Here is a 16829-nt window from a genome sequence, read left to right as displayed (position 1 = left end):
GCTTCCTCAGTAGTTGATGTAGTTGGCCTTGGACTTGTAGTTGCTCAGCGCCGTGCCCAAACCCTGCAGGTAGGCGATCAGCGCGTCTTCCTTGGTCTTGCCTTCGAGCTCTTGCGGCGCCGCAGCGATCTCGGCTTCGGTGTAAGGCACGCCCAGAGTTTTCATGGCGCGCATCTTGGCCTGGATCTGATTGGCCTCGGCAGGCTGGTGCTGCAGCCAGGTGTAAGCCGGCATGATGCTCTCGGGCACCAGATCGCGCGGTTGACGCAGGTGCAGGCGCTGCCACTCGTCGGAGTACTTGCCGCCGACGCGAGCCAGATCGGGGCCGGTACGCTTGCTGCCCCACTGGAAGGGATGGTCGTAAACCGACTCACCTGCCACCGAGTAGTGGCCGTAGCGCTCGACCTCGGCGCGCAGCGGGCGGATCATCTGTGAGTGACAGAGGTAGCAGCCCTCGGCCAGATACACGTCGCGACCTTCGAGCTGCAAGGCGGTGTAGGGCTTGACGCCAGGAATGGGCTGGGTCGTGCTCTTGTCGAAAAACAGGGGCACGAGCTGAACCAGCCCGGCGATGCTGACGACGATTGCCACCAGCACGATCATCAGACCCACGTTCTTCTCGATGGTCTCGTGATTAAAAGTTGCCATGAATATCTCCGAATCGTGATCAGGCGTGGGCCACGCTCAGTGCGGGCACCGGCGCGTCGACGGGCTTGCCCTGGCGGATGGTTCGATAGGCGTTGTAGACCATCAGGCACATGCCGAAGAGATAGATCGAGCCGCCGATGGCGCGAATGACGTAGAGGGGAATGACCGCCTTGACGCTCTCGATGAAGCTGTAGGTCAGCGAACCGTCAGCCTGCATGGCGCGCCACATCAGCCCTTCGGTCACACCAGCCACCCACAGCGAGGCGATGTAGAGCACCACGCCGATGGTCGCCGTCCAGAAGTGGACTTCGATGAGGCGCTTGCTCCACATCTGGGTCTGACCCCACAGGCGCGGAATCAGGTAGTACAGGCTGCCCATGGTGATCATGCCCACCCAGCCCATGGCGCCGGAATGCACATGGCCGATGATCCAGTCGGTGTAGTGACCCAGTGCGCTCACCGTCTTGACGGAGAGCATCGGCCCTTCAAAGGTGGACATGCCGTAGAACGACAGCGCGGTGATCAGGAACTTGAGGATGGGATCTTCGCGCAGCTTGTACCAGGCGCCCGACAGGGTCATCATGCCGTTGATCATGCCACCCCAGCTCGGCGCCAACAGGATGAGCGAAAACACCATGCCCAGCGACTGCGTCCAGTCGGGCAGCGCGGTGTAGAGCAGGTGGTGCGGGCCGGCCCACATATAAGTGAAGATCAGCGCCCAGAAGTGCACGATCGACAGGCGGTACGAATAGATCGGGCGCTCGGCCTGCTTGGGGATGAAGTAGTACATCATGCCCAGGAAGGAGGTGGTGAGGAAAAAGCCCACGGCGTTGTGGCCGTACCACCACTGGATCATCGCGTCCTGCGCGCCGCCGTACACCGAGTAGCTCTTCCACGACAGCAGGCTGATGGGCAGCTTGATGTTGTTGACGATGTAGAGCAGCGCAATGGTGATGATGTAGGCGCCGAAGAACCAGTTCGCCACATAGATGTGCGGCGTCTTGCGCTTCATGATGGTGCCGAAAAACACCACGGCATACGCCACCCAGGTCACGACGATCAGCAGGCTGATCGGCCATTCCTGTTCCGCGTATTCCTTGCCGCTGGTGATGCCCAGCGGATAGGTGATGGCGCACAGCACGATGACCGCCGTCCACCCCCAGAAGGTGAACTCAGCCAGTTTGGGCGCGAACAGCGGCACCTGACAAGTGCGCTGCACGATGTAGTAAGAGGTCGCGAACAGCGCCGTACCGCCAAAACCGAAAATCACCGCATTGGTGTGCAGCGGACGCAAACGCCCCCAGCTCAGCCACTCCATGCCGTAGGTCATGTCGGGAAAGACCAGTTGCACCGCAATGAACACGCCAACCAGCATGCCCACCACGGCCCAAACCAGAGTCATGACGGTGAATTTGCGCACCAGCGCGTAGTTGTAAGTCTGTTTAAGCGTCAGATCGCTCATCTGCTCCACCTGTTGATAAGAAGTAACGAACCGTAATGTAGAGTATGGTCATTTACTTATGGACACACTGAATTGACATGTATCAACACATTTCATTTCGTAAGGGTAAGCACTAGGAAGAGGCCGGGGTCGCTACGCTGTCAATGCGACACCTTGCCGCAATGTGCAGATCAAGTCCGTTGTTGCGGCGCTTCAGCGTCAACAGATCTCTCGGCGTCTTTGTCGGGTAGCGACTCAGGTTTGGGTTTATCGTCGTCCATCAGAATGGCGTGGGCCGGACCTTCCAAATCGTCGAACTGACCGCTGCGCGCCGCCCACCACAGCACACCCACGATGAGCAGCACCAGCAGCACACTGATGGGGATGAGAATGAGCAGAGAGCCTTCCATGGCGCGCTTTCAAAGAGTGGGCGCAACACGATCGCGGCGCGCCAGGCGGGCTGCATTGAGCACCACCAGCAGCGAGGAGGTACTCATGCCAACCGCCGCCCAGACCGGGGTGATGAAGCCCGCCACCGCCAGCGGAATCGCCAGCAGGTTGTAGACCACGGCCCAGATCAGGTTCTGCCGCATCACGCCCACCGTGCGCCGTCCGGTGGCGACCAGCCGCGGCAAGGCGCGCATGTCCGGGTGATGCAAGATGACATCAGCCCCGGCCCGGGCAATCGGCGCGGCGCCGGCAAAGCTCACCGAGAGATCGGCTGCCGCCAGCACCGGGGCATCGTTCACCCCGTCACCCACCATCGCCACCACCCGCCCCTGCGCGCGCCATTGGCGCACGCGTTCGAGCTTGTCCTCCGGGCTCAGGCCGCCCTCGGCGCGCGCCACGCCGAGCCACGCGGCCCAGGCCTGAACGGTACGTACCGCATCGCCCGACAACACCGCAACCTCGGCGCCAGCGGCTTGCAGCGACTGCAAGGCCTCCTGCGCGCCGGGGCGCAGCGTTTCGGCGATGTCGAACACGGCCAGCGCACGCCCATCGAGGCTCAGGCCAAGACGGGTGAGCGGAATATCGCTGACTTCGGGTGGCTGCGCTTGCGCCACACCCGAGAAGGCCGCATGCCCCAGCCGCAGCGTCTGCCCCTGCCACACGCCCTGCATGCCGCCATGCGGCACAGCGCGCAAATCCTGCACCGTTTCTACGGCGTCGCCTTGCGCGGCAGACGCCATGAACGCCCGTGCGAGCGGATGCTGCACACCCTGCTCCAGCGCGCGCGCCAGCGCCAGCACCTGCTCACGGCTGTAGGACGGATCGAGCAGGCGCACGGCCGAGACAACGGGTTCGGCCGTGGTCAGCGTGCCGGTCTTGTCGAACAACCAGAGATCGACCTGCGGCGCACGGTCGAGCGCGTGCCCGCGTGCGAGCAGCACGCCGTGCCGCGAGAGTTGCGCGGTGGACGCCGCCAGCGCTGCAGGCACCGCCAGCGACAAGGCACAGGGGCAGCTCACCACCAGCACGGCCACCAGTGTCGGCACGATGCGCGCCGGATCGAGCCACCACCACAGCAGCACGGTAAGCGCAGCCACCGCCAGCAAACCCAGCGTGAACCATTGCGCGGCGATGTCGGCCAACTGGGCCGAGCGCGGCTTGCTGGCCAGCGCATGCTGCATCAGCTCGACCATCTGCGCGATGCGCGTGCCCGCGCCGGTTTGCGTGGCCCGCACGATCAGCGGCGATTGCCGGTTCATGCTGCCCGCCAGAATGGCGTCGCCCGCCTGCTTGGGCACGGCATGGCTCTCGCCGGTGAGCAGGGCTTCGTCCACCAATGACGCGCCCGAGATCACCACACCGTCCACCGCGGCTGCGCTGCCGCTGGGCAACTCCACCTCATCGCCCGCACGCACCTGGGTGATGGCCACACTGCGCCAATCTTCTTCGCCGCTGGCTCGCACCCGCACGGCGGCGGGCAGTTGTTCCATCAGTTCTTCGGCCGCGTTCAGGCTGCGCTGACGCAGGCCGTCTTCAATCAGGCGCGCGGTGAGCAACAGAGCAAGAAACATCACCACCGAATCGAAATACACATGGCTCTGGCCGTGCAGCACGCTCCACACACTGGCGGCAAACGCGCTCCACAGACCGAGAGTGACGGGCACGTCCATCCCCAGGCGACGGTTGCGCACGTCGCGCAGCGCCCCCATGAGGAAAGGCCAGCCGGAAAACAGCAAGGCGGGCAAGGTAAGCGCCAGGCTGCCCCATTGGAAAATGCCCTGCTCCGCCGCGTTGAGCCCCTCGGCATCGAGGTAGCCCGGCCAGGCGAACATCATCACCTGCATCATCGCCAGCCAGGCCACGAGGGTGCGCAAAATGGCCAGACGACGGGCGCGGCGGTGGTTGAGCTCGCTTTGGTGACGCGCGTTGGGCAGCGGGCGATAACCCACCTCGGCCAGCGCCTGAAACACCTGCGCCAGTTGTACGGTGTTGGCGTCCCACTGCAACGCCACGCGGCGGGTGGAGTAGTTCACCGTGGCGGCGAGCACGCCCGGAATGGCCCGCAGCCGCTGCTCGATCAGCCAGACGCAGGCGCCGCAATGAATGCCATCGACCGCAATCTGAGTGCTCCACCGGCCCTCGCCCAGCGACGTGGCATAGGCAGAGAGAAACGCCGGGTCGGCCAGCGCCATCCACTGTTGATGGAGTTTGTCGATCTCTTCGCGCGGCAGCGCGGCCAGCGCGCCTTCGCCCGCGGTGCGGCGGTCGTAATAAGCGCACAACCCGCCCTGCACAATGATCTCGGCGGCCGCCGCGCAGCCCTGGCAACAAAAGCTGCGCCACTGCCCGTCCAATTCCATGCGCACCGGCGCGTCGCCCAGAGGCAGGCTGCAGTGATAGCAGCCGGTCGCTTCAGCAGGGAGCTTCGGCATCTGATTGGGGGCGCCGGACAGGGGAAGGATGGAACTCGACATGATGACCATGCTAGAAACTGCGCCCTCACCTCGCCTTGAGATGTATCAAGAAGTATCTATACATTGTCGAGGGTATTCCCGGATCAGCCCAGATTGTTCATTAGGACACGGGATGATGGCGCGGCGGGTTGGGGATGGATTGGCGCCCGTGTAGGGGCAAAGCCCCGCCTAATGGACAGTCTGGATCAGCCCTGCCACTGCGCCCAGATTTTTTCCAGACGCTTGAGCGATACCGGCATGGGCGTGCGCAGTTCTTGGGCGAACAGCGACACCCGCAGTTCTTCGAGCAGCCAGCGCAGCTCTTGCAGGCGTGGCGGCAAGAGCCCGTGATAGCTCGCCGCCTCGCGCTGCCAGCGGGTGAGCCAAGGGGCGAGCTGGGTGCCGAGTTGCGCATCGCGGGCCGGATCGGTGCGAAATTTATCCAGCCGCCGCCCGATGGCCTGCAGATAGCGGGGAAAGTGCGCGATTTGCGCGGGCGGCGTTTCGGCGATGAAACGCGGGGGCAACAAAGCCTGTAGCTGAGCGCGGATGTCGGCGTGCAGCGCGGGTTGGTTCTTGAACGCGGCGAGTTTTTTCTGCACTTGCGCGTATTCATCCAGAATCTGCGCCGCCAGCCGCGCCATTTCGGCGGCCAACAGTTGAAAGCGGGGCTTGCCCTCACTCAAGCGTTGGGCGAAGGCGGGCTTGTCGGCAGGCAGCGGCTCGGCGAGAAAGGCCCGGTCGAGCGCCGCATCCACAATCTGCGCGCGCAACAGTTCAGCCGTGCCCAGCGACATGAACTGCATCGCCGCCTGCTGGAATCCGGGCAGATTTTTTTCTGCATGCTTGATCTGATCGCGCAGCTGCAGGGCGAACAGACGCCGAAGGCCGCTACGGTGCAACCGTGCGGCTTCCTCGGCGGTGTCGAATACCTCCACATCAACCGCGCCGCCCTTGTCCACTAGGGCGGGAAAGCCGATCAGGGTGTGCGCGCCCCGGCGTAGTTCCAGCAGTTCGGGCAGGGCGTCGAAGGTCCAATCGGTCAGTCCTTGCAGCGCATCGGTGGGCACATTGATGGGCGCCTCGCTCGGCGCTGAGGCCGCCGCGCCGGCCGCCGCGCGGGGAGGTGCCGGGGCTTCGGACGGGGCCTTGGCGTCTTTTTGCGGAGACAGCCCGGTGCGCAGCTTGGCCAGTTCGGCAAACGCGCTGCGTGAAGCCTGACCATGATCTGCGCGCAGTTTGTCGATGTCGCGCCCGACGTCGATGCGCCGTCCGTGGGCGTCGATCACCTGCACGTTGAAAAACAGATGAGGCCCAAGGGTTTCGAGCTTGAAGTCGGTGCGCTGCAGCGCCAGCCCGGTGTGCTCGCGCACCAGATCGCGCAAGGCGTCGAGCAGATCGCCCTGGCCGAATCGCCCCGCCGTCGTGAGCTGCGCGGCGAACGCCTCGGCGGTTTGCGGCAGCGGCACGAGGCGTGAACGCGGGCGCTGCGGCAGACTTTTGAGCAGCGCCAGAATCTTTTCCTTGAGCAGCCCCGGCACCAGCCATTGCAGCCGCTGCGCCGGAATCTGGTTGAGCGCGGCCAGCGGCGCCTGCACCGTGACGCCGTCGCGCGCGCCGCCGGGGTCGAAGGTGTAGTCGAGCTGCAGTTCCAGCGCGCCGAGCTTGAGGCGATTGGGAAACGTCTCGGTGGTGATGCCGGCCGCTTCGTGGCGCATCAACTCGTCGCGCTGCAGGAACAGCAGCTTCGGCTTGGCCCGCACCGCATCGCGATACCAGCGGTCGAAACTGGCGCCGCCGTGCACTTCGTCGGGCACTTGCTGGTCGTAGAAGGCGTAGATCAGTTCTTCGTCCACCAGCACGTCGAGCCGCCGCGCCTTGTGTTCGAGGCGTTCGATGTCGGCGATCAGCGCCTGGTTGTGCTGGAAAAACGGCCAGCGGCAGTCCCACTCGCCCGCCACCAGGGCCTCGCGCAGAAAGATCTCGCGCGCCTGCTTGGGGTCGAAACGACCAAAATCCACCCGTCTCTGGTTGTAAACCACCAGTCCGTACAGCGTCGCGCGTTCGAAGGCGGTGACTTGCGCTGGCTTCTTTTCCCAATGCGGATCGAGCAGGCTGGTCTTAAGCAGGTGCGCGCCTACGCGCTCCAGCCAATGCGGCTCGATGCGCGCCACGCTGCGGGCGTACAGCCGCGTGGTTTCCACCAGCTCCGCCGCCATGATCCACCGCCCGGCCTTGCGCCCCAGCGGCGACGACGGATGGATGGCAAAGCGAATGCCTCTCGCGCCAAGGTACTGGGCATCGTCATCGCCCTTGTAGCCCACGTTGCCGAGCAGGCCGCTGAGCAAAGCGCAATGAATCTGCTCAAAGGTGGCTTCGGTCGTGTTGAGCCGCCAGCCCTGCTCGGACACCAGGGTGTGGAGCTGGCTGTGCACGTCATGCCATTCGCGCAGGCGCAGCGGCGACAGATACTGGCCACGCAGTTCGCCCCACAATTTGCGCTGCGACTTTTTGTGGGCAATGGCCGCGTGGTAATGCGCCCAGAGCTTGAGCCAGCCGAGAAATTCGGAGCGCTCGTCGCTGAACTTGCGATGCGCTTCATCGGCTGCCTGCTGCGCCTCGGCGGGACGTTCGCGCGGGTCTTGCACCGACAGCGCCGCGGCGATGATCAGCACTTCGGTCAGCGCCTCGCGGTTGCGGGCTTCGAGAATCATGCGGCCGATACGCGGGTCCAGCGGCAGTCGGGCAAGCTCGCGGCCCAGAGGGGTGAGCGCATTGCGGTCGTCCACCGCGCCCAGTTCGGTGAGCAGCTGGTAGCCGTCGGCAATCGCCTTGCCCGGCGGCGGCTCGATGAAGGGAAACTGCTCGATGGAATCCAGCCCCAGCGCCTTCATGCGCAGAATGACCGCGGCCAGCGAAGACCGCTGGATTTCCGGCGTGGTGAACCGCGGCCGCTCGGCGAACTCGGCTTCGTCGTACAGCCGGATGCACACGCCGTTGGCCACCCGGCCGCAACGGCCCGCGCGTTGCTGCGCCGCCGCCTGGCTGATGGGCTCGACCTGCAGCATCTCCACCTTGTTGCGGTAGCTGTAGCGCTTCACCCGCGCCAGACCGGCGTCGATAACGTAGCGGATGCCAGGCACGGTCAGCGAGGTTTCGGCAACATTGGTTGCCAGCACGATGCGCCGCGCACCGCCCGAGGCAAACACCCGGTCTTGCTCGGCCTGCGACAGGCGGGCGTACAGCGGCAGGATTTCCACGCCGACACGCTTGGTGTCGAGATGGTGTTTACGCAGCGCAGCCTCGGCTTCGCGGATTTCGCGCTCGCCAGGCAGAAACACCAGAATGTCGCCGGAGCCGAGCCGCCAAAGCTCGTCCACCGCATCGCAGATCGCCGCAGACTGGTCGCGGTCATCACCCTTGTCGATGCCGAACGGACGCCAACGCACTTCCACCGGATATAGCCGCCCCGAAACTTCGATGACCGGAGCAAGAGTGGACTGCCCCCACGCTCCGGGCTGCGCCCCGTCGCTGCCCCCCGAGGGGGCGCCGCCCGGCTTGGGGCGGCCCGGCGCCGGGCGGGGAGCGCTTTCGGCAAAGTGCTCCGCAAACCGCTGCGCATCGATGGTGGCCGAGGTCACGATCACTTTCAGATCAGGACGGCGCGGCAGCAACTGTTTGAGGTAGCCCAGCAGCACGTCGATGTTCAGGCTGCGCTCGTGCGCCTCGTCGATGATCAGGGTGTCATAGGCGCGCAGCAGCGGATCGGTCTGGGTTTCCGCCAGCAAGATGCCGTCGGTCATCAGCTTGATCGACGCCCCGGGCTGCAGCCGGTCGTTGAAGCGCACCTTGTATCCGGCAATCGCGCCCAGCTCGCTGCCGAGTTCTTGCGCGATCCGCCGGGCGATGCTCACCGCCGCCAGCCGCCGCGGCTGGGTGTGGCCGATCAGCCCCGTTCCGCCCGCTCCCAGCCCGCGCCCGATGGACAGCGCGATCTTGGGCAACTGCGTGGTCTTGCCCGATCCGGTTTCGCCGCAGACGATCACCACCTGATGTTCGCGCAGTGCACGCGCGATGTCCTCGCGCCGCAGCGAAACCGGCAGATCTTCAGGAAAGCGCACTTCGCCCACGGGCGTGGCCGCCACAGGCTTGCGCGGCGCAGCAGCATGGCGCTGGCGTGGGGGTCGGGCGGCGGTGGATTCGGGCATGGAAGACATCAAAAACAAAAGCAACCCGACATTTTCGGATAATCGGGCCATGATCGCCCAGCAAGAACAATTCGTCGATTGGCTGCGCTCCGTCGCGCCTTACATCCATGCCCACCGCGGCAAGACCTTTGTGGTCGCCATCGCCGGCGAATTGATCGCGGCCGGACGCCTCAACGCGCTGGTGCAGGATGTTGCGCTGCTCACCGCGATGGGCGTGCGCATCGTGCTCGTGCACGGCTTTCGTCCGCAGGTCGAAGCGCAGTTGCGCGAAAAAGGCGTCGGCGCGCGCTACTCGCATGGCATGCGGGTGACCGATGAAGTCGCGCTCGATGCCGCGCAGGAAGCCGCAGGCCAGTTGCGCTTCGAGATCGAAGCCACGTTCTCGCAAGGCCTGCCCAACACGCCGATGGCCGGCGCCACCGTACGCGTGGTGTCGGGCAACTTCATCATCGCCCGCCCCGTAGGCGTGATCGACGGCCTTGATTTCCAGCACACCGGGCTGGTCCGCAAGGTCGATGCGCCCACCATTCAACGCGCGCTGGAATATGGCGCGGTCGTGCTCATGTCGCCCTTCGGCTACTCGCCTACCGGCGAAGCCTTCAACCTCAGCATGGAAGACGTGGCCAGCAGCGTGGGCGCGGCCATCAAGGCGGAAAAGCTCGTGCTGATCACCGAGGTGGACGGCGTGATCGACGACGCGCACAACCTCATTCCCGAACTGACCGTGGCGCAAGCCGAGAGCCTGCTGTCGCGCCTGCCCGATCCGCAGCAGCCCACCGACACCGCGTTTTATTTGCGCCATGCGGTACGCGCCGTGCGCGGCGGCGTGACGCGTGCGCACATCGTGCCGTTTGCCATCGACGGCTCGCTGCTGCTCGAACTCTTCACCCACGACGGCGTGGGCACCATGATCGCCGACGAGCATCTCGAACATCTGCGGCAAGCCACGGCCGACGACGTGGGCGGCATCCTGCAACTCATCGAGCCGCTGGAAGAACAAGGCGTGCTGGTCAAGCGTAGCCGCACCGAGATCGAACGCGACATCAGCTACTACACGGTACTGGAGCACGACGGCATCATCTTCGGCTGCGCCGCGCTCTACCCCTACGCCGAGCAGAAAACCGGCGAAATGGCCGCGCTCACCGTTCACCCGTCCGCCCAAGGTCAGGGCGATGGCGAGCGCATCCTCAAACACATCGAACAACGCGCTCGGGCGCTGGGACTGCACAGCATTTTTGTGCTCACCACCCGCACCATGCACTGGTTTCTCAAGCGGGGCTTTGTGCTGGTCGAGCGCGAATGGCTGCCGCCCGAGCGCCGCCTGCGCTACGACGACCAGCGACGCTCGCGTGTGCTGGTCAAACATCTCGGTTGAAACCTCAATAAAGGACACTTTCATGGCACGCACGATTCACTGCATCAAACTCGGCCGCGAGGCTGAAGGCCTCGATTTCGCTCCCTACCCCGGCGAACTTGGCGCACGCATCTACAACAACGTCTCCAAGGAAGCCTGGGCGGCCTGGCTCAAGCACCAGACCATGCTGGTAAATGAAAACCGCCTCAACCTGGCCGACGCCCGCGCCCGCCAATACTTGGCGCGGCAGATGGAAAAATACTTTTTCGGCGAAGGCGCCGAAATGCCGCAAGGCTATGTGCCGCCCACGGCCTAAGTTGAACTGAGCAGCCTGAAGCTGGACGCAATACAGATTCCGCACACTCGCCGCGCTAATACTCCATATAGTATTTGTGCGGCTTTTCCGGATTCACTACAACAATTCACACACTGGCGCAATCAACACTAAACACAATGTGGTGTATGCGCATGTCCTCCTAACATCACCTCAGCCTCAAATACTCAAATCAGTATTTCGAGTCATTGCCGTGATGGAGCGGCGCCATCAACCACCTATGGAGGCCGGGCTGCTCGCTCGGTAGGAGACAAAAGAATGCATCTGAAAAAACTGGCACTCTCGCTGGCCCTGGCCGGCATCGCACTTCCCGCAGCGCACGCGACCGACGGGTACTTCGAGCCCGGCTTCAGCGTGAAGGCCAACGGCATGGGCGGCGTGGGTATCGCCCTGCCGCAAGACGCGCTGACCGCCGCTACCAACCCGGCTGGCATGGCCCTGATCGGTAATCGTGTAGACGGCGGCATCAGCCTGTTCCGCCCGGACCGCCAGGCCAAGATCAACGGCACGACCTACAGCGGCAACGACCAGCAGAACTTCATCATCCCGGAAATCGGCGCCAACTACATGATCAACCCGACCATGTCGGCCGGCGTGAGCTTGTATGGCAACGGCGGGATGAACTCGGGCTACAGCACCATTATGAACTCCCGCACTGGCCTGATGAATGGGGCAGGCGTCGATCTTCAGCAGATGTTCATTTCGCCCAGTTTCGCCTGGCGCGTAACGCCGACTCAGACGATCGGTGTTGCAGTGAATCTCGTTCACCAAACTTTCAGAGCGAATGGACTGCAGGGTTTCGCCAATCCGAACGTCACGACAAACCCAAATAGTTTCCTCGCTCCTGGTCATGATTCGTCAAATGGCATCGGCGTTCGCATTGGTTGGATCGGCGAACTGGCACCTGGCTTCTCGCTTGGCGCCACCTATCAGCCCAAGACCCACATGAGCAAGTTCAGCAAATACAGTGGCCTGTTTGCTGATGGAGGCAGCTTCGATATTCCGGCAAATTACGGTATCGGCTTTGCGTGGAAGCCAACTGGGCAATTGACTGTGGCCGGCGATGTTGAACGCATTCTTTACAGCGGTGTCAGCGCAATTGGCAACTCGTCTGCTCCGCTATTTGCACTTGTTATGGGCCAACCGGCCCCCAAACTGGGCGCTTCCGGGGGTACGGGCTTTGGCTGGACAGATGTGACCGTCGTGAAACTGGGCGTTGCTTATGCAGTTAATCAGGCATTGACGGTTCGGGCCGGCTGGAACCATAGCGACAATCCTGTGACTTCATCAAACATCTTTTTCAACACCATCGCGCCAGGTGTCGTTAAGGATCACCTGACTCTTGGAATGACTTACGCAGTGAATAACAGCATGGAAATCTCTGCTGATTACATCCATGCGTTTAAGAGTACTGTCAATGGTCAGGCTCCTCAGTTCAACCAATCAGGTCAACTGGTTGGACAGGTGCCTGAGGCACTGTCCATGTCCCAGAACACTCTGGGCGTATCGGTGGGCTGGAAGTTCTGATTCGTCCCAACCCAGAAAACCGCAGCCTCGGCTGCGGTTTTTTTATTCCTGTTTCGCCGACAATTCCAGCCATGCTTCCTTGCTACGTTCTGCTCGACCTCGAAACCACCGGCTCCAACCCGGTGCTCGATCGCATCACCGAAGTGGCGGTCATGCGGGTTGAGCAAGGAGAAGTAGTGGCGAATTGGAGTCGGCTGCTCAATCCGGGACAGCGCATTCCCCCTTTCATCCAGCAGCTCACCGGCATCGACGACGCCATGGTGGCGGGGGCTCCGGCGTTTGGCGAGGTGCTGCCCGAACTGCTCGCCGTGCTGGACGGGGCCGTGCTCGTGGCGCATAACGTGCGCTTCGACCACGGTTTTCTGAAGCAGGCCGCGGCGCGCGAAGGAGTGGATCTGCGGGTGAAAACCTTATGCACCGTACGCCTGTCGCGCAAGCTCTACCCGCAGGCCCGCGGGCATGGGCTGGACGCCATCATGCGCCGCCACGGGCTGCACACCACGGCGCGCCACCGGGCGATGGGCGATGTTGAGCTACTGCATCAATGGCTGCACATCGCCCAGACGGAACTCGGGCCTGCTGCGGTGCAGGCTGCGGCGCAGGAGTTGTTGCGCGGCAGTGCGAGCCTGCCGCCGCATCTGGAAACCCCGGTGGACGACATTCCCGAAGCGCCCGGGGTCTATCTGTTCTACGGCGAAGGTGAAGTACCGCTCTATATCGGCAAGAGCGTGCGCCTGCGCAGTCGGGTGCTGTCGCACTTTCAGGCGGATCACCGCGACGCGCGGGAATTGCGCCTGGCGCAGGAGGTGCGGCGGGTCGAATGGCGCGAGACGGCGGGTGAGTTTGGCGCCCTGCTGCTGGAGATGCGGCTCATCAAGGAGCTACAGCCCCTGCTCAACCGGCAACTGCGCCGTGAGCGACAGCTTTGCGCATGGCGGCTGGCGGAAGATCCCGTGGCTCGGCCGCTGCTCACGCTGGTGCGCGGAGACGAACTCGATCCGCGATTTTTCCCGCAGTTGTATGGCTGTTACCGGAGCAAGCGACAGGCTGTCGAGGGCTTACGCGCCCTTGCCCAGCGCCACGCGCTGTGCCCGCAGGCGCTGGGGCTTGAATCGGGCAAGGGCCGCTGCTTCGCGCAGCAAATCGGTCAGTGCAAGGGGGTGTGCTGTGGCCTCGAATCAGCCGAGCGGCATCATGCCCGCCTGCTGCTGGCGCTGGCTGCGGAACGCCTGCGCGCCTGGCCTTACGCCGGGCCCGTCGGGCTGCGCGAGCACAGCCCTGAGCAGGATCGCACCGAGGTGCATGTATTCGACCAGTGGCGGCATCTGGGCACGGCGCGTTGCGAAACCGATGTGGCCGAGTTGATGGAGGGCCGACGCGAGGCCGACAGCAGCGGCTTCGACCTGGACATCTACCGCCTGCTGCTGAGCCGTCTAGCGGGCACCAAGGGCCCGCCGCCCGATCTGATCCGCCTGCGGTGAGCCACGACGGCTCAGCCGTGTTCCTTGGCGTGGTTGATCGAGTATTTCGGAATCTCGATGGTCACGTCTTCGTCAGCCAGAATGGCCTGGCAGGATAGACGCGAGGTGGGCTCCAGTCCCCAGGCGCGGTCGAGCAGATCTTCTTCGCTTTCGTCGAGTTCACCCAGGCTGTCATAGCCCTTGCGCACCACCACATGACAGGTGGTGCAGGCGCATTGCATGTCGCAGGCGTGTTCGATGGGCACGCCGTTTTCCAGCAGGGCCTCGCAAATCGAGGTGCCGCGCCCGGCGCTGACTTGTTTGCCTTGCGGGCAGTATTCGGGATGCGGCAGAACCGTGATGATGGGCATGGTGAGAATCGAGAAAAGTCTCAGGACGCCGTACTGGACGGCGTGTCGGTGAGCTGCGCGATTTGATCGACGGATTGACCCGCCAGCGCGCGTTGAATGCTGCGGTTCATGCGCCGCTCGGCAAACGCATCGGTCTGCCGCGTCAGCACCTCGGTGGCGAGGCGGATCTGATCGATGTCGCCGCCTTGTTCGGCCTGCGCCAGCGCGGCCATGTCCGTGTGAATCTGCGCGACTTCCTGCTCGCTCAGCAGATCGCGGTCGAGCTGCATGGCGTTGCGTGTGGCGGCCAGCAGAGCCTGGGCGTCCACCCGCGCTTCCTGCAGCATGCGGGCGTCGCGGTCGTCTTGGGCGTGGGCCACGCTGTCGTGCAGCATCTGCGCGATTTGCGCGTCGTCCAGGCCGTAAGCCGGTTTGACCTGCACCTGGGCCTGCACGCCGGTGGTCAGCTCTTGCGCGCTGACTTCGAGCAGACCGTCGGCATCGACGGCGAAGGTCACGCGGATACGCGCGGCGCCCGCCACCATGGGCGGAATGCCGCGCAGCTCGAAGCGCGCCAGCGAACGACAGTCGCTCACCAGCTCGCGCTCGCCCTGCACCACATGAATGGCCATGGCGGTCTGCCCGTCGCGGAAGGTGGTGAAGTCTTGCGCTCGCGCCTGAGGAATGGTGCTGTTGCGCGGCAGAATGTGCTCGACCAGCCCGCCCATGGTCTCGACGCCGAGCGACAGGGGAATGACGTCGAGCAGCAATACATCGTCGGCCCCGGCATTGCCCGCCAGCGCGTTGGCCTGGATGGCTGCGCCCAGCGCGACCACTTCGTCAGGATTGAGATCGGTGAGCGGCGCCTTGCCGATGGCGCGCGCAACCGCCTGGCGAATCATGGGCATGCGCGTGGCGCCGCCCACGAGCACCACGCCCTGCACGTCTGCGGTACTGACCTGCGCGTCGCTCAAAGCGCGGCGCAACAGCGCGAGGGTGCGTTGCACCAGATCGGCGCTGGCCTGCTCGAAATCGTCGCGCTGCAAAGTGCCGGTGTGAGAGGCCCCATCGGCCAGTGCCACGGTGTATTCCACCGAGCTGGCCGCGCTCAGCGCTTCTTTGGCTTGGCGTGCGGCCATGCGCCACTGCCGTTGCAGGCTGGCTGACAGCTCGGGATTGCCGGCCCGCTGCCGCATCAGCGCCTCGATGCGCTGGTCGAAATCGTCACCACCCAGCGCTGTGTCGCCGCTGGTGGCGACCACCTCGAACACTCCTTTGCTCAGCCGCAGCACGGAAAGATCGAAGGTACCTCCGCCCAGGTCGTAAATGACATACAGACCTTCGGCGCCATGATCGAGCCCGTAGGCCAGCGCCGCGGCCGTGGGTTCGTTGATAAGGCGCAGCACATGCAAACCCGCGAGTTGCGCGGCGTCCTTGGTCGCCTGGCGCTGGGCATCGTCGAAGTAGGCGGGCACGGTGATCACCGCACCGACCAGCTCGCCGCCCAGCGTGTCTTCGGCACGCCAGCGCAGCACGCGCAGGATGTCGGCCGAGACTTGAACCGGCGTCATCTCGCCAGCGGCGGTCTGGAATCGGACCATGCGCGCATCGTGATTGATGCGGTAATGCGCAAGCGCCGTCGGCGGCAGGTCGCTCGGGCTGCGACCCATATAGCGTTTGACCGAAACGAGGGTATTGGCCGGATCGAGCGCCTGCTCTTCACGCGCGCGCAGGCCCACTTCGGCGCGGCCATCAGCGTGGTAGTGCACCACGGAGGGCAGCAGCACCTCTCCCTGCGCATCAGGCAGACATTGCGGTGAGCCGCTGAGCACGGCGGCGACGAGCGAATGCGTGGTGCCCAGATCAATGCCCACGGCACGTCGGTGCTGGTGCGGGTCGGGCGATTGTCCGGGTTCGGAGATTTGCAACAAGGCCATGGCAAAAGGGAGGTAATCGCTCAGCTCGGCCGAGGTTGACTTGAAGTGCCGGAGCGAGGAAATGAAATCAATCGAGTATCAATCGAGTGTCAAACATGCATCAAGCGGAGGACTGCGGCAAAGAATCGGCCGTGCGCCGCAGCTCTTCGACAAAACGGTCGAGAAACAACAGGGCGCGCACCTGCTCGGCGGCCGCTTGAGGGGCGTTCTGCTCATCGAGCGCCTGACGAATGGCTTCGATGCGCTGAGCGCGCTGCGCCTGCACCTCGGCCCGCAAGATCTCGAGCCCGCTGGCATCGGCCGCTTCCCGCAACTCATCGAGCGCTTCGCGCCATTGCATCTGCTGCATCAGAAATTCGGTCGGCATGGCGGTGTTGTTCTCCGCCTGCACCGCCACACCACGCCGCTCGCACAGGTAAGAAGCGCGCTGAACCGGGTTCTTGAGGGTGAGGTAGGCCGCGTTGGCCTGAGCTGCCATTTGCATGGCCAAGCGCTTATCGCGATCCGAGCCGGAGGCGAATCGGTCGGGATGCACTTGCGACTGCACCGCGAGCCGCGCCCGTTCCAACTGCGCTGCGTCGAGGGAAAAGGTTTCGGGAAGGCCGAACAGGGCGAAATAAGACTGAGCGAGATCCATCAGATCAAAGGCGCCGAGCGACGTCCATGA

The 16829-nt window shown here is 64.0% G+C and carries 12 protein-coding genes; 4 read left to right on the top strand and 8 right to left on the bottom strand.

Annotated features, from left to right (window positions below):
* Positions 1-6: 6 nt before the first annotated feature.
* The 5 genes from ccoO to hrpA form a co-directional block, all read right to left on the bottom strand.
* A complete protein-coding gene (ccoO, locus tag B3H47_RS00425; RefSeq protein ID WP_013105384.1) occupies positions 7-648 on the bottom strand; it encodes a cytochrome-c oxidase, cbb3-type subunit II in 642 nt (213 codons plus the stop codon).
* 19 nt (positions 649-667) lie between these two features.
* A complete protein-coding gene (ccoN, locus tag B3H47_RS00420) occupies positions 668-2110 on the bottom strand; it encodes a cytochrome-c oxidase, cbb3-type subunit I (RefSeq protein WP_013105383.1) in 1443 nt (480 codons plus the stop codon).
* Between the two features lie 170 nt (positions 2111-2280).
* Positions 2281-2499: a cbb3-type cytochrome oxidase assembly protein CcoS gene (ccoS, locus tag B3H47_RS00415; protein WP_286985365.1), complete on the bottom strand. Its 219-nt coding sequence runs from the start codon at positions 2497-2499 to the stop codon at positions 2281-2283.
* Between the two features lie 9 nt (positions 2500-2508).
* Positions 2509-5013 (bottom strand): heavy metal translocating P-type ATPase, encoded by a 2505-nt coding sequence (locus B3H47_RS00410; RefSeq protein ID WP_286985364.1) that lies wholly within the window; start codon positions 5011-5013, stop codon positions 2509-2511.
* Between the two features lie 185 nt (positions 5014-5198).
* The gene (hrpA, locus tag B3H47_RS00405; RefSeq protein WP_286985363.1) at positions 5199-9200 is read right to left on the bottom strand and encodes an ATP-dependent RNA helicase HrpA; all 4002 of its coding nucleotides are present in this window, start codon (positions 9198-9200) and stop codon (positions 5199-5201) included.
* Between the two features lie 49 nt (positions 9201-9249).
* Between hrpA and argA the strand changes: the two genes are divergently transcribed.
* The 4 genes from argA (at position 9250) to B3H47_RS00385 (ending at position 13896) form a co-directional block, all read left to right on the top strand.
* Positions 9250-10575, top strand: a complete 1326-nt coding sequence (gene argA / locus B3H47_RS00400; protein WP_276727217.1) for an amino-acid N-acetyltransferase — start codon at positions 9250-9252, stop codon at positions 10573-10575.
* Positions 10576-10597: 22 nt separating this feature from the next.
* On the top strand, positions 10598-10870 hold the full coding sequence (locus B3H47_RS00395; RefSeq protein WP_013105378.1) for an oxidative damage protection protein: 273 nt from the start codon (positions 10598-10600) through the stop codon (positions 10868-10870).
* A gap of 276 nt (positions 10871-11146) precedes the next feature.
* Positions 11147-12415 carry an OmpP1/FadL family transporter gene (locus B3H47_RS00390; RefSeq protein WP_286985362.1) on the top strand — a complete coding sequence of 423 codons (1269 nt, stop codon included), beginning with the start codon at positions 11147-11149 and terminating at the stop codon, positions 12413-12415.
* A 71-nt stretch (positions 12416-12486) separates the two neighbouring features.
* Positions 12487-13896 (top strand): exonuclease domain-containing protein, encoded by a 1410-nt coding sequence (locus B3H47_RS00385; RefSeq protein WP_286985360.1) that lies wholly within the window; start codon positions 12487-12489, stop codon positions 13894-13896.
* A gap of 11 nt (positions 13897-13907) precedes the next feature.
* On the opposite strand, the gene fdx is transcribed toward B3H47_RS00385, so the two are convergent.
* The 3 genes from fdx to hscB form a co-directional block, all read right to left on the bottom strand.
* A complete protein-coding gene (fdx, locus tag B3H47_RS00380) occupies positions 13908-14246 on the bottom strand; it encodes an ISC system 2Fe-2S type ferredoxin (RefSeq protein ID WP_013105374.1) in 339 nt (112 codons plus the stop codon).
* Positions 14247-14266: 20 nt separating this feature from the next.
* Positions 14267-16162, bottom strand: coding sequence for a Fe-S protein assembly chaperone HscA (gene hscA, locus B3H47_RS00375; RefSeq protein WP_286985358.1), 1896 nt, complete (start codon positions 16160-16162; stop codon positions 14267-14269).
* A gap of 100 nt (positions 16163-16262) precedes the next feature.
* Positions 16263-16799 carry a Fe-S protein assembly co-chaperone HscB gene (gene hscB / locus B3H47_RS00370; protein WP_286985356.1) on the bottom strand — a complete coding sequence of 179 codons (537 nt, stop codon included), beginning with the start codon at positions 16797-16799 and terminating at the stop codon, positions 16263-16265.
* Positions 16800-16829: the final 30 nt, after the last annotated feature.

It is taken from the genome of Thiomonas sp. UBA7699 (assembly GCF_002482605.1).
Taxonomy (GTDB): domain Bacteria; phylum Pseudomonadota; class Gammaproteobacteria; order Burkholderiales; family Burkholderiaceae_C; genus Thiomonas; species Thiomonas arsenitoxydans.
This window is presented reverse-complemented; position numbering and strand designations above follow the sequence as displayed.

Bases quoted from the DNA above. Each gene is read 5' to 3' on its own strand.
- argA (WP_276727217.1), top strand. From the start codon at position 9,250: ATGATCGCCCAGCAAGAACAATTCGTCGATTGGCTGCGCTCCGTCGCG.
- hscA (WP_286985358.1), bottom strand. From the start codon at position 16,162: ATGGCCTTGTTGCAAATCTCCGAACCCGGACAATCGCCCGACCCGCAC.
- hrpA (WP_286985363.1), bottom strand. From the start codon at position 9,200: ATGCCCGAATCCACCGCCGCCCGACCCCCACGCCAGCGCCATGCTGCT.
- B3H47_RS00390 (WP_286985362.1), top strand. From the start codon at position 11,147: ATGCATCTGAAAAAACTGGCACTCTCGCTGGCCCTGGCCGGCATCGCA.
- fdx (WP_013105374.1), bottom strand. From the start codon at position 14,246: ATGCCCATCATCACGGTTCTGCCGCATCCCGAATACTGCCCGCAAGGC.
- ccoO (WP_013105384.1), bottom strand. From the start codon at position 648: ATGGCAACTTTTAATCACGAGACCATCGAGAAGAACGTGGGTCTGATG.
- ccoS (WP_286985365.1), bottom strand. From the start codon at position 2,499: ATGGAAGGCTCTCTGCTCATTCTCATCCCCATCAGTGTGCTGCTGGTG.
- B3H47_RS00385 (WP_286985360.1), top strand. From the start codon at position 12,487: ATGCTTCCTTGCTACGTTCTGCTCGACCTCGAAACCACCGGCTCCAAC.
- B3H47_RS00395 (WP_013105378.1), top strand. From the start codon at position 10,598: ATGGCACGCACGATTCACTGCATCAAACTCGGCCGCGAGGCTGAAGGC.
- hscB (WP_286985356.1), bottom strand. From the start codon at position 16,799: ATGGATCTCGCTCAGTCTTATTTCGCCCTGTTCGGCCTTCCCGAAACC.
- ccoN (WP_013105383.1), bottom strand. From the start codon at position 2,110: ATGAGCGATCTGACGCTTAAACAGACTTACAACTACGCGCTGGTGCGC.
- B3H47_RS00410 (WP_286985364.1), bottom strand. From the start codon at position 5,013: ATGTCGAGTTCCATCCTTCCCCTGTCCGGCGCCCCCAATCAGATGCCG.